The organism is Streptomyces sp. NPDC004266 (assembly GCF_042874095.1).
In the GTDB taxonomy this organism is placed as follows: Bacteria; Actinomycetota; Actinomycetes; order Streptomycetales; family Streptomycetaceae; genus Streptomyces.
Map to the genome: position 1 here is coordinate 167,991 of NZ_JBIAMM010000008.1, position 13,100 is coordinate 181,090.

Annotated in this window: 10 protein-coding genes; 5 read left to right on the top strand and 5 right to left on the bottom strand. The window is 71.9% G+C overall.

What is annotated here, in order from left to right:
* Nucleotides 1-205 precede the first annotated feature (205 nt).
* Complete coding sequence (locus ACFYUZ_RS20765) at nt 206-940, top strand: D-Ala-D-Ala carboxypeptidase family metallohydrolase (protein WP_389311287.1); 735 nt, start codon at nt 206-208, stop codon at nt 938-940.
* Between the two features lie 187 nt (nt 941-1,127).
* Nucleotides 1,128-2,879: a glycoside hydrolase domain-containing protein gene (locus ACFYUZ_RS20770; protein WP_389311289.1), complete on the top strand. Its 1,752-nt coding sequence runs from the start codon at nt 1,128-1,130 to the stop codon at nt 2,877-2,879.
* A 126-nt stretch (nt 2,880-3,005) separates the two neighbouring features.
* Here ACFYUZ_RS20770 and ACFYUZ_RS20775 read toward each other — a convergent pair whose 3' ends face one another.
* From ACFYUZ_RS20775 to ACFYUZ_RS20790, 4 genes are all read right to left on the bottom strand, one after another.
* On the bottom strand, nt 3,006-4,070 hold the full coding sequence (locus tag ACFYUZ_RS20775; RefSeq protein ID WP_389311291.1) for a LacI family DNA-binding transcriptional regulator: 1,065 nt from the start codon (nt 4,068-4,070) through the stop codon (nt 3,006-3,008).
* A 109-nt stretch (nt 4,071-4,179) separates the two neighbouring features.
* On the bottom strand, nt 4,180-5,013 hold the full coding sequence (locus ACFYUZ_RS20780) for an ATP-binding cassette domain-containing protein (protein WP_389311293.1): 834 nt from the start codon (nt 5,011-5,013) through the stop codon (nt 4,180-4,182).
* Entirely contained in the window at nt 5,010-6,005 is a 996-nt protein-coding gene (locus tag ACFYUZ_RS20785; protein WP_389311295.1) for an ABC transporter permease, read from the bottom strand. The genes ACFYUZ_RS20780 and ACFYUZ_RS20785 overlap by 4 nt, the downstream gene beginning before the upstream one ends.
* Before the next feature lie 225 nt (nt 6,006-6,230).
* Complete coding sequence (locus tag ACFYUZ_RS20790) at nt 6,231-7,244, bottom strand: sugar ABC transporter substrate-binding protein (RefSeq protein ID WP_389311297.1); 1,014 nt, start codon at nt 7,242-7,244, stop codon at nt 6,231-6,233.
* Between the two features lie 300 nt (nt 7,245-7,544).
* Here ACFYUZ_RS20790 and ACFYUZ_RS20795 point away from each other — a divergent pair, with 300 nt between their 5' ends.
* The 3 genes from ACFYUZ_RS20795 (at nt 7,545) to ACFYUZ_RS20805 (ending at nt 12,231) form a co-directional block, all read left to right on the top strand.
* Nucleotides 7,545-8,516 (top strand): carbohydrate kinase, encoded by a 972-nt coding sequence (locus tag ACFYUZ_RS20795; protein WP_389311299.1) that lies wholly within the window; start codon nt 7,545-7,547, stop codon nt 8,514-8,516.
* A 224-nt stretch (nt 8,517-8,740) separates the two neighbouring features.
* Entirely contained in the window at nt 8,741-11,296 is a 2,556-nt protein-coding gene (locus ACFYUZ_RS20800; RefSeq protein WP_389311301.1) for a GH32 C-terminal domain-containing protein, read from the top strand.
* 431 nt (nt 11,297-11,727) lie between these two features.
* Entirely contained in the window at nt 11,728-12,231 is a 504-nt protein-coding gene (locus tag ACFYUZ_RS20805; RefSeq protein ID WP_389311303.1) for a MarR family winged helix-turn-helix transcriptional regulator, read from the top strand.
* A 43-nt stretch (nt 12,232-12,274) separates the two neighbouring features.
* On the opposite strand, the gene ACFYUZ_RS20810 is transcribed toward ACFYUZ_RS20805, so the two are convergent.
* Nucleotides 12,275-12,829, bottom strand: a complete 555-nt coding sequence (locus ACFYUZ_RS20810) for a DM13 domain-containing protein (protein ID WP_389311305.1) — start codon at nt 12,827-12,829, stop codon at nt 12,275-12,277.
* Between the last annotated feature and the right edge of the window lie 271 nt (nt 12,830-13,100).

Sequence of the window (13,100 nt, forward strand, 5' to 3'; positions counted from 1 at the left end):
CGCGCGTCCGATTCCGCGGAACGGCGCACGTCCGGCCCGGTGCGCGACCGGCGTCACCATGACCGGCTGCGTGCGGACGGGTGGTTCCGAAGGTCTGGTCCTGTGGCGGACGGTGACGTTGTGGACACGCAGCGCTCACAGGCCTCACACTCGCCTCAGCCCCTCGGCGGGGAATCGGAACTCAGGAACTCAGGACGGAGACGCGATGCTTCGGCGCACGATCCAACTCACCCTCTCGATTGTCATGGTCATGGTGGCAATGCTGGGTGGGATGCTGTCCACGGCCGGTTCCGCCCAGGCCGACGAGTGCTACACCTGGGGCCGCACCCTGTCCGAGGGCATGTCGGGCTCCGACGTGACGCAGCTGCAGATCCGCGTGGCCGGACATGCCGCGTACGGCGAGGTCATCGCCGCCGACGGCTCCTTCGGCCCGGCCACCAAGGCCGCGGTGACCCGCTTTCAGCAGGCGTACGGGCTGCCCGCGGACGGCGTCGCCGGTCCCCAGACGTTCAGCAGGATCTACGCCCTGCAGGACCCGGACTGCACCCCTGTCCACTTCACCTACGCCGAGCTGAACAAGTGCAACTCCGACTGGTCCGGTGGAGCGGTCGGCGCCGCGACGGCCAAGGCCAACGCCCTACGGACGATGTGGAAGCTGGAGGCCATGCGCCACGCCCTGGGTGACGTGCCGCTGACCGTGACCAGCGGATTCCGCTCGCACGCCTGCAACAGCGCGGTGGGCGGCGCCTCGAACAGCCGGCACCTGTACGGTGACGCCGCCGACCTGACCGGCAGCCCGTCGCTGTGCACGCTGGCGCAGCGGGCCCGCCACCACGGTTTCGGCGGAATCTTCGGCCCCGGCTACCCCGACCACAACGACCACACCCACGTGGACGGACGCACCAGCCGCTCCTGGTCCGCGCCCGACTGCGGCGTCTGACCCGCACGCACGACACGGACGCCGGGCCCTCCCCTGACCGGCTCCGGCCCCGGGGAGAGCTCGCACCGCCCGCGGGGCGCACGGCCGGCAAGGCTCAGGCCCCGCGGACGGGCACCGCTCATCCCTGCCCCGAGCAGACCCGCCCCACCCCTCTCTCCCCCTCCCCGCATCGAGTAGGAGTGCCCTGATGTCCTCCCGCATCCCCTGGCGCGTCCGTGCCGGAACGGCCGCGCTGGCGGTGCTCGCCGGATCCGGCGCGCTCGCCGTGCCCGGATCCGCCTCGGCCGCCTCCCCGCCCGGGGCCGGCCGACAGGCCGTCAGCTACCACGGCTACCGCATCGAGGTCCCCGCCGACTGGCAGGTCGTCGATCTGGCCGAGAGTCCGCGGGCCTGTATCCGATTCGACCGGCCCGCCGTCTACCTGGGCGAGCCCGCCGAGCAGAGCGACTGCCCCGCACACCTCGTGGGCCGTACGGCGGGCATCGTCGTGGAGCCCCTCACCGCCCGTTCCGCCGGGCAGGCGACGGCGGCGACCGCGAGGACCCCGCGCGGCAGGGCCACCGCCCCGACCGCCGTGTCCAGCAACGACACCATCCAGATCGCGGTCGAGGACGCCGGTGTGCTCGTCACCGCCGCCCACACCCCGGCGACCGAGCACCTGGTGCGGGGCGTCCTGGCCTCGGCGGAGCTCACCCCGGGTGCCAGGCGCACCGAGCTGCCCCGCACCGCCCAGCGGCCCGACGCCACTCCCCTGACCGCGGCCGGGCCGCAACCCGGCAGCTACCTGGGCAAGGGCTTCGACACCTGCGCCGCGCCGTCCCAGGCCGCCATGAACGCCTGGCAGGCCGGCTCGCCGTACAGTGCGGTCGGCGTCTACATCAGCGGCTCCTTCCGCGGCTGCGCGCAGCCGAACCTGACCGCGAGCTGGGTGACCGCTCAGACCGGCAACGGATGGCGGCTGATCCCCATCGACGTCGGCCGCCAGGCCCCGTGCACCAGCTTCTCGCTGAAGATGTCCACCGACCCCGCCACGGCCAAGTCCCAGGGCGTCGCCGCGGCGGCGGCCGCCCTCACCGCCGCGGCGAACCTCGGCATCCCGGCGGGCAGCGCCGTCTACAGCGACATCGAGGGGTACGCCTCCACGGCCTCCTGCAAGGCGTCCGTCCTGTCGTACCTGTCCGGCTGGACCGAGCGGCTGCACAGCGGCGGCTATCTGTCGGGCTTCTACTCCAGCGCGTCCTCCGGCATCAAGGACGCCGCCAGCGAGTACGGCAACAGCGCCTACACGCGGGTCGACGACATCTTCTACGCCTGGTGGAACGGCGCCGCCGACACCAACACCGGTTCCTACGTTCCGTCCGCCTACTGGGCCGGCCACCAGCGCGTCCACCAGTACGCGGGCGAGGTCACCGAGTCCTACGGCGGCTACTCGATCAACATCGACCGCGACTACCTGGACGTGGGCACCGGCACACCGCCCGCGCCCACCTGCACAGGGACGAACCTCGACTTCACCGCGTACCCCACCGTCCAGAGCGGCTCGACCGGTGACCGGGTCAAGGCGGCCCAGTGCCTGCTCAAGGCCGCCGGATACGACCCGGGCGCCCCGGACGGGATCTTCGGCGCCTCCACGACCACCGCCACCGAGGACTTCCAGACCGGCACGGGACTCACCGCCGACGGAGCGATCGGGCCGAAGACCTGGACCGCCCTGCTGTCCCGCGGATCCACCCCCACCGTCCAGAACGGCTCGACGGGAGAAGCCGTCACCCGACTCCAGCGCGCCCTGACCGCCGCGCTCGGCCGGACGGTGGCCGTCGACGGCGCCTTCGGCCCGGGGACCGACCAGGCCGTGCGCGACTACCAGTCCTCACGCGCCCTGACGGTCGACGGCATCGTCGGCGCCGGCACCTGGGGCGCCCTCCAGTCGGGGAGGTGAGCGGGGCGGGGCCGTCCACTCGGTGGCGAGGTCGCGGATGACGTCGGCGGCCTCGCCCGCGCCGCCCGGACGACCTCGCCGCGGCGGTGTCCGAGGTCCGGCGGTCCGACCGTGTGCGCACCCGGCTCATCGGCGCGCCGGGCGAAGATCCCGTCCGGCCGGTGCCTGCCCGGCGGGGCGCGGCGGCAGTTCGCTGGAGCCGCGGACCACCAGACGGGTGGGGACCATGACGGTCCGGGCGCGGGAGCGGTCGCCGTCCAGGCGGGCGAGGGCGGTCCTGGCCGCCGCCTCGCCTATGGCCGCGGGGTCCTGGGCCACGACGGTCAGGGCCGGTTCGAGGACTTCGGCGAGCGGCAGGTCGTCGAAGGTCACCAGCGCGACGTCCTTGCGTCCCGCGCGGGTGAGCTGGGCGATGACTCCGAGGGCCGTCATGTTGTTCGCCGCGAACAGGGCGGTGGGGGGATGCGGCAGGTCGAGGAGGGCGGTGGTCTCGGCGGCGGCTCCGTCCTGGCTGTGGGCGCCGGTCACCAGGGTCCGGTCGTAGGGCAGGTCGGCCTCGGCGAGCGCCTCGCGGTAGCCGGCGAGCCGCTCGCGCCGGGTGTAGAGCTTGGCGGGAAGGTCTCCGACGAAGCCGATCCGGCGGTGGCCGCGGGCGATGAGGTGGGAGACGCCCGCGTGGACGCCGGCCCGGTTGGAGCTGACCACGCAGTCGGCGGACAGCCCGACGCCCGGCCGGTCGAGGAACACCACCGGCAGACCGGCCGCGCGCGCCGCCTTGAGATGGCCGTGATCGGCTCCGAACGCGGGGACGACCATCAGCATGCTGACGCGCCGGGCGAGGAAGGTCTGGATCAACGCCCTTTCCCGCTCCGGGTCTTCGTCCGACGAGCCCATGAGCAGGGTGAGCCCCCGGCTGCGCACGAGGTCCTCTATGCCGCCGGCGACGGTTCCGAAGAAGGGGTTGCCGAGGTCGGGCACGACCAGGCCGACGGTGGTGTCGGGGCCTCCGACGCGGATGTTGCGGGCCATCAGGTTCGGCTGGAAGCCGAGCTTGGCGACCGCGGCGTGCACGCGTTCGCGGGTCTGCGGGGAACTCGGCCCGTCCTCGTTGAGCACCCGGGACACCGTCTTGGCGCTGACGCCCACTTCTCTGGCGACATCGGCCAGGGTGGGGCGGCGGTTCGCGGCCATGTTCCACCGTTCCTGTGCGTTCGTCGGGCCCGGCCCCTGCCCGGGGCCGGGCCCGCTGTCCTGACTGTGCGGCGCCCCTGTGGTCGGCGCGCGTTGCCCCGGCGGCGACTCAGTGGGCGGACACGCCTGCCGCCTGGGCGGCATCCGCGTCGGCAACGACGGTACCTCCATCGTCGCTCACCCTGAGCGCCCCCGTCATGATGGCGACGACCTCCGCCATGGAATGGTCGGACGGCTTGATCAGCGCCTCGCGGCGGCCGAGCCGGTGGATGTGGATGCGGTCGGCGATCTCGAAGACGTGCGGCATGTTGTGGCTGATCAGGACCACGGGCATGCCCTTGTCGCGGACTCGGCGGATCAGGTCGAGGACCTGCCCCGACTCCTTGACGCCCAGCGCGGCGGTGGGCTCGTCCATCACGACGACGCTCTTGGCCCAGGCGACGGAACGCGCGACCGCCACGGCCTGGCGCTGACCGCCGGAGAGCGTCTCCACCGGCTGGGTCAGCGACCGCAGTCCGATCTTGAGGTCGGCCATGTGGGCGGCCGCCTCCTGGCGCATGCGCTTCTTGTCGAGCATGCGCAGCGCGCTGCCGAGGAAGCCCGGCCGGCGCAGTTCGCGCCCGAGGAACATGTTGGAGGCGATGTCCATGGAGGCGGCGACGGCCAGGTCCTGGTAGACGGTCTCGATGCCGTGCTGCCGGGCGCTCTGGGGCCCGGTGAACCTGACGGGTTCGCCGTTCAGCCGGATCTCGCCCTCGTCGGGGGTGAGCGCGCCGGTGAGGGCTTTGATCAGGCTCGTCTTGCCGGCGCCGTTGTCGCCGATGACGGCGAGGACCTCGCCGGGCAGCAGGTCGAAATCGGCGCCGTCGATGGCGGTGACATGGCCGTACCGCTTGACCAGGCCGCGGGCCTGCAGCACGGGCGTGACGTCGGCAGTGCTCATCGTGCCTTCCTCCGGGAGATCTGGTCGACGGTCACGGCCAGGATCACCAGTACGCCGGTGATCAGGGTCTGGTAGACGGAGGCGACGCCCATCAGCTGGAGGCCGTTGCGGAACACACCGACGATGAGGACGCCGATGAAGGTGCCGAGGACGGAGCCGCGTCCGCCGAAGAGGCTGGTGCCGCCGAGGACGACGGCGGTGATGCTGTCCAGGTTGTCGGTCTGTCCGGCCTGCGGGTCGCCGACGCCGGTGCGGGAGATCAGGAGCAGCGCGGCGATCCCGTAGACGACTCCGGCCAGGGCGTAGAGGCCGATCGTCAGCCGGGAGGTGCGGATGCCGTTGAGGCGGGCGGCCTCGGAGCTGTTGCCGAGCGCGTACACGTGCCGGCCCCAGGACGTGCCGCTCAGCGCGTAGGCGAAGAGCAGGAACAGGGCGATCGTCACGAGCGAGCCGTAGGTGATGTCGGTGTTGCCGAGCGGGAACGTCTCGCCGAGGGCGGTCAGCGGCGTCGGGAGGTCGGTGATCGTCTGCTCGGCCGAGTAGACGTGGGTGAGGGCGAACGCCACGTTCAGCATGCCGAGGGTGACGATGAAGGGCGGGAGCGGGATCATCTGCACCAGCAGGCCGTTGACCAGGCCGAAGCCCGCGCAGACGACCAGTCCGAGGGTGATCGCGGCGAGGGGTGGCAGGCCGCCCTCGGCAGCCGTCTTGGCGATGACGATGCTGCCGAACGCCATGACGGCGCCACACGAGAGGTCGATGCCGGCGGTGAGGATGATCAAGGTCTGACCGATGGCCAGTGTGCCCACGACCATGACCTGCTGGACGATCAGCGAGAAGTTGCCGCCGGAGAGGAACTGCTCGGTCGTCAGGGAGAAGAAGGCACAGGCCGCCAGCAGGGCGAGGAGTGGGCCCGTGGTCGGTGTGGCGAGCAGCCGGCGGACCGCGGTCGGTCCTTTCAGCTGGTCGTAGGGCAGGGGTGTGGCAGTCATGGTGGTCCTTGCCGGTGGATGGGTGGTCGGCGGAGCGGGGTTCGTCAGGGGCCGCGTGCCGGAGGGCTGTCCGCCGCGGGCGTGCCGCGAGGGTGCTCCCCGAAGGGCACGGACGGACCGGCCCCGGGGAGGGGAGGTCGGGTGCGGGGCGTGGGGCCGCGGGTCCGTCCGGCCTCGGAGCGACCGGACGGGAGAGGCTTCCGCGGCGTGCCCTGACGCCGGGGGTCAGCCCCAGCACTTCTCCAGGCCGTACGCGGTGTCCTCGGCGTCGACACCCGGCTCGGCCGCGTCGGTGATGAGCGTGACGCCGGTGTCGGTGTAGCCGGAGGTCTTCTTGCCGCCCTTGGCGAAGTCGGCAACCGCCTTGACGCCCTGCGACGCCATCTCGAGCGGGTACTGCTGCGAGGTCGCCGCGATCTTGCCCTCCTTGACGGCCTTCGTGCCGGTGCAGCCGCCGTCGACGGAGACGACCAGCACCTTCTTCTCCAGGCCCTTCGCCTTCAGCGCGGTGTAGGCGCCCAGCGCGGCCGGCTCGTTGATCGTGTAGACGACGTTGATGTCCGGTGACTTCTGGAGGCAGTTCTCCATCGCCGTCTGCCCCTTGGCCTGGTCGCCGCCGGTGTCCTGCATGCACACGACCGACGGGGCGCCCTCCGCGACGCCGAAGCCCTTGAGGAAGCCCTGGTGGCGCTGCACACCCACCGCGACGCCGGGCGCGAGGTCCAAGGTGGCGATCTTCGCCTCCTTGCCGGCCATGGCGGCCTTGGCGTACCGGCCGATCAGCTCGCCCGCCTTGACGTTGTCGGTGGCGAAGAGGGCGTCGGTGGCGTCCTGCGGATCGGTCGGACTGTCGAGCGCGATGACCAGGATGCCCTTGGCACGCGCCTTCTCGAGGGCGGGGACGATCGCCTTGGAGTCGTTGGGCGTGATGAGGATGCCCTTCACCCCGGAGTTGACCATGTTCTCGATCGCGGTGACCTGACCCGCGTTGTCGCCGTCGAACTTGCCCGCCGCGCTGACGAGTTCGACGCCGTTGTCCTTCGCGGCCCGCTCGGCGCCCTCCTTCATCTTCACGAAGAACGGGTTCGTGTCCGTCTTGGTGATCAGCCCGACCTTGGTCCCACCGCCTCCGGTCCCGCCCTGCGCACCGGAGCCGCAAGCCGTCAGGGCCAGCGCCGAGACGGCGGCGAGAGCGGTGAACCCGGTGGAGGCGCGGAGGACGCGGTTTCTGCGAAGCATGACTGATCTCCTGCTGGACGAGGGCGGAACGGCCGCGCGGTTCGAAGAGCCGCGGCGCAAGGGGACTGCTGTGGTCGAACACATGGGAGGTGATGTCATCGTTGACAGATGTCATCGTTGACACTGCTTGCGGAGGATGATGAACTCCGTCACCCGGAAACGTCAATGCCTTGTCGCCGTCACAAATCGGCAACGCCGTCGCCCGCACCGCCTCACATCGAGAGCAGCGCTCTCCGTGAGTTTCCTCAAGGCCCCCCGCACCGCAGCCTTCTCGCGCTGCCCACCTGGAGAGAACGAGTCATGCGCCTGCCTCTGGTCACCGTCCTCGGAGAATGCGTCGCGGACGCCTTCACCGTCCCCGCCTCCACGCCGGGCGAGCTCGCCCTGCGGGTCCTGCCGGGCGGCGGTCCGGCGAACACGGCGGTGGCGCTCGCCCGCCTGGGCACTCCCGCCCGCTTCCTGGCGCGGCTGTCCGGCGACGCCTTCGGCCGCCTGTTCCGCGATCACCTCGAGGCGTCGGGCGTCGATCTCACGTCCGCCGTCCACGCGCCCGAGCCCAGCACCCTGGCCGTCGCCGAACTCGACGCCCAGGGCCAGGCCACGTACTCCTTCCACGCCCAGGGCACCGCGGACTGGCAGTGGACGGCGGACGAACTCGCCGCGACGGACCTCGCCTCCACGGCCTGCCTGCACTCGGGCTCCCTGGCCCTGGTGCGCGAGCCCGGCGGCACGGCCGTGGAGGAGTTCCTCGCCCGCGCCTCCACCACGGCCACGATCTCCATCGATCCGAACGTCCGACCGCTGCTCGTGGGGCCCGAGGTCTACCGCGAACGCCTGCCGCGCTGGTGCGCCCTCGCGGACGTCCTCCGGCTGAGCGAGGACGACCTGGAACTGCTGCTTCCCGGGTACACGATCGAGCGAGCCTGCGACGCCTGGCACGCGGCGGGCGCCCCGCTCGTCGTGATCACCCGCGGGGAGCGCGGCGCGGTCGCCTCGCTGGACGGCGAGCGGGTCGCCGTGCCGGCGCCCCCGACCGACGTGGTCGACACCGTCGGCGCGGGCGACTCCTTCACGGCGGGGCTCCTGCACCACCTCGGCGCCAGGGGTCACCTCGGTGGACGGCTGACGGACCTGCGGGCCGACGACGTCTTCGACGCCTGCGCCTTCGCCTCCCGGGTGGCGGCGCTGACCTGCGGCGTCATCGGGCCGAACCCGCCGTGGGCCGGCCAGTTGCGGCCGGCGGCACCCGCGATCGGACGCGCCGCCGGCTGAACGGCCGGCCGGACCGGCGGCCGGGACGAACTCGGGCCAAGCCATTGACGCGCCGCCCGCAGCCCGCACATCATCACTCCCCAGCGGATGTCATCGCTGTCACATGTCATCGATGACATTCGCTTCCCGGGTCGCCCCCACCGCCCGGCACTGCGAATCCCCCGGCGTCGCACCACCGCGGCGGACGCGGGCACGACGCCGCCGCCCACAGTGCAGGAGAAACCATGAGCCGAGTCCCCGCACGCCGTCGTGCCCCGCTGCGCCTCGTCGCCGCGGCCGCCGCGACCTGCGCACTCGCCGTCACCGCCGTCGCCCCGCAGGCGGCGGCGGAGGACAGCCGGCCGTACACGGAGCCGTACCGCCCGCAGTTCCACTTCAGCCCCGCGAAGAACTGGATGAACGACCCCAACGGTCTGGTCTGGTTCCAGGGCGAGTACCACCTCTTCTACCAGTACAACCCCGACGGCAACACCTGGGGCGACATGTCCTGGGGCCACGCCGTCAGCAAGGACCTGGTGCACTGGCAGGAGCTGCCCCTCGCCCTCTCGCACGACGACGAGGAGATGGTCTTCTCCGGCAGCGCCGTCGTCGACCACGACAACACCACGGGGTTCGGGACCGAGGAGAACCCCGCAATGGTGGCCGTCTACACCAGCCACCACAAGGACGACGGCAAGCAGGCCCAGTCCCTGGCGTACAGCACCGACCGCGGCCGCACCTGGACCAAGTACTCCGGCAACCCGGTGCTCGACATCGGGTCGAAGGAGTTCCGCGACCCCAAGGTCCAGTGGTACGCGCCCACCAAGAGCTGGCTGATGACGGTGTCGCTGTCCACCGAGCACAAGGTCAGGTTCTACTCCTCCAAGGACCTGAAGAGCTGGACGCATCTGAGCGACTTCGGCCCGCGGAACGCGGTGGGCGGCGTCTGGGAGTGCCCGGACCTGTTCCCGCTCCCCGTCGACGGCGACCCCAAGCGCGTCAAGTGGGTGCTCGTCGTCAACATCAACCCCGGTGGCATCGCCGGTGGTTCGGCCGCCCAGTACTTCGTGGGCGACTTCGACGGCGAACGGTTCACGCCCGACCGCGACGGCTCCTACACGCCGCCGCCCGGAGTGGTGATTCAGGACTTCGAGGCCGCCGACTACGGCACCTGGCAGACGACCGGCACGGCCTTCGGCGACGGGCCGGTCCCCGCCCCCGCCCCCGGGACGTCGGGCACGAGCGGCTTCGAGGGCCAGGGACTCGTCGACAGTTTCCACAGCGGCGACGTCGAGACCGGCACCCTCACCTCTCCGCCCTTCACCGTGACCGGCCCCTACCTCAACTTCAAGGTGGCCGGCGGCCGTCACCCGCACGTCCCCGGATCGGTGAGGGGCGACTCCCCCGCCCCCGCGGGAGAGGTCCTCGCCGACTTCGAGCAGGACACGTACGGCTCCTGGACGACCACGGGCACCGCCTTCGGCGACGGCCCCGCAGCCGGCACCCTGCCCGGGCAGCACGAGGTGTCCGGACACGAGGGCGGCGGGCTCGTGAACACGTTCCTGGGCGGCGACGCGACCACGGGCACCCTCACCTCACCCGAGTTCACCCTCACCGCGAAGCATCTCAACCTCCTCATCGGCGGCGGCAATCACCCCTCCGGATCCGACGCGCCCACCGCCGTCCGGCTCGTCGTCGACGGCAGGACGGTGCGCAGCGCCACCGGCACCGACTCGGAGTCGCTCAACTGGGTCTCCTGGGACCTCGGCGACCTCGCCGGCCGGACCGCCCGCATCGAGGTCGTCGACGAGAACACCGGCGGCTGGGGGCACATCCTGCTCGACCAGGTCATGCTGTCGGACACTCCGGCGCGCCCCCGCTCGACCGAGACGACGGTCGATCTCCTCGTCGACGGCGAGGTCGTCCGGAGTGCGACCGGCGCGGACAGCGGCAGCCTGGACTGGGCGTCCTTCGACCTCCGCGCCTACCGGGGCAGGCAGGCCACCCTCCAGATCGTCGACATGAACACAGCCGGCTGGGGTCATGTCATGGCCGACCACTTCGTCGTCGCCGACCAGCCCGCCGTCTCGACCCTTCAGCGGGCCGACTGGGTCGACCACGGCAAGGACTACTACGCGGCCGTCTCCTGGGAGGGCAGCCCGGACGGCAGGCGCCGCATGATCGGTTGGATGAACAACTGGCAGTACGGAAACGGCGTTCCGACCTCCCCCTGGCGCAGCGCGCAGAGCGTTCCGCGCGAGATGGCGCTGCGCACCGTGAACGGCCGGCTCCGGCTCACCCAGCGGCCCGTCTCCGGCGTGGAGTCGCTCCACGGCCCCTCGGTCGGCGTGCGCGACATCAGGGTCGCGGACGGTTCCGTGCCGCTGGCCGCGGGCCGGGCCGACGGCAAGGCCCTCGACATCCGGGCCACGTTCAGCCTCGGTGACGCCGAGCGTTTCGGGTTCAAGGTCCGCACGGGCGGGGGCCAGGAGACCGTCATCGGCTACGACAGGGAGACCGGGGAGCTGTACGTCGACCGGACGCGTTCGGGCGCGGTGGACTTCCACAGCGACTTCCCCGGCGTGCAGCGCGCACCGCTGGCGGCCAGGAACGGCAAGGTCGAGCTCCGGATCCTGGTCGACTGGTCCTCGGTCGAGGTGTTCGGCGGCGAAGGCGAGGCCGTGATCACGGACCAGATCTTCCCCGATCCGGACAGCGACGGCGTCCGGCTCTTCGCCGAAGGCGGCTCCGCCCGCCTGGACAGCGCCAGGGTCTGGCAGGTGCGGTCGTACCGCGACTGACCGCCCGTGCAGGGCCGTCGACGGCGCGGAGGCGGGATGTCGATCCCTGGAGGCCCGCCTCCGCACCGTTCCGGCCTGCCGGTGTCGCCTCCGGGGGACAGGAGATCGGTGGTGTTCGGCGCGATCTCGGTGATCTCGGCCGAGACCGCCTCGTGGGCGACGAACGGATCCGCCGCCACCCGTTCCCCCACTTCGGCGGGGGTCGGGCTCAGCGCGTGGGGCGCGGTGTCGGGCCGTGCACGGGGCGCTCGCCGCGTCAGGCGTGGAGTGGGTCGACCTCCCGCCGCACGGACTCGCCGTCGTGGAAGGCCGTTGGACAGGGTCGCCACGCCCTGGCTGAAGGCCAGGACACGCATCGCGAGTGCGGGCGGGTCGCGGTGAACACCGCACCCCGGTGATGCTGCGCACCGGCGGAAGGTAGCCTCGCGATCATGGAATTATCGACTGGATCCACCACCGACCAGGCGCCGGCGAACCCGGCCGCCACCGATGACATGCTGGCCTCCCAGCCGGTGGGCTACTGGTGCGGCCTGACCCAGACGGCCGTCACCCGGCATCTGCGGGACGCCATGGCCAGGATCGACGTGACGCAGCCGCAGTACTGGGTGCTCAACCGCGTGAACGGCGGACCCGTGGCGCCGAGCCGCGAGGAGGTCGTCGCACAGCTGACGCACCTCGCCGACGGGCCCCACGAGATCGGCAGGGTCGTCGACCAGCTGCTCCACCGCGCGTGGCTCCGGATCGACGGCGAACAGCGTCTGCACCTCACCGGCGCCGGGGAGGCCGCCAGAGTACGGCTCCGTGAGCTGGCGACCGAGGTGCGCGCCGTGGTCCACCAGGGCATCGGCGACGAGGAGTACGTGGCCGCGCTCAAGGTGCTGCGCAGGATGGTGGCCAACGTCGAGGGCCACGGGGGCCCTGGCGATCCGTCCTGATTCCGCTCCGGAGGCCGGCGGCGCGCACCTGCCGTACCGGTGTTCAGGTACGGGTGAGCGCCGCGGCTCCGAAGGAGACGTCGAACCGGTCGCACCAGATGCTGACGCTCGGGTACGTCGACCAGTCGAACCCGGAGGGCAGAGGGTAGTTCTGGTCGCCCTTGTTGCCCTTCAGCTGGGCGAGGTTCACGTACTTCCCGTCGTCGAAGACGCCCCAGCCCGCCTTGCCCTCCTTCACGGGCGCGTCGCTCAGCCAGACGCGCAGGTCCGGGCCGTTGCTCGTGTCCAGTCCTTCGAGCCGGAGCGTGTGGGTGCCGTCCGGGAGCCGGAGGATCTTCGCCCTGCCGGTCGTGGCGTGCTCGTGACCGACGAAGCCGCCTTGCGCGACGACGACCGGGCCGGACGGTGCGGGAGTCACCGACGGGGAGGAAGGCCCACCCGTCGCCGGCCCGCCGGGAGGCACGCTCGCGGAGGGCAGCGCCTCGTTCACCGTCTCGTCCACCCACAGCGCCCAGGGCTCGAACCACAGCGACCCGGCCACCGCCAGACCCGCGACCGCCACCGCGGCCCGCCACCGCTTCCTCGTGACGCTCTCCATGACGCCTTCCCTCCCCGCACCTCGTGTTCGTCTTCGTCCGCCATCCAAGGTGATCCGCTCCTCGCCGAACAGTCCCGGCCCGATGACGAAAGGCTTACGTCGTCGGGCCGGGACGTGACCGGGGAGCGGGGTTCGTCGGTGGTCACGCCGAAGGCGGTGCCGTCCGAGCCGAAGCACCGCTTCATATCGCCGACGTCGACGCGGTCGTCGTCCGCCCCGTCGCCGTTCCGGGCGTCCATCATCCGGGTCATCCTGCCGACGACGGTGGCGT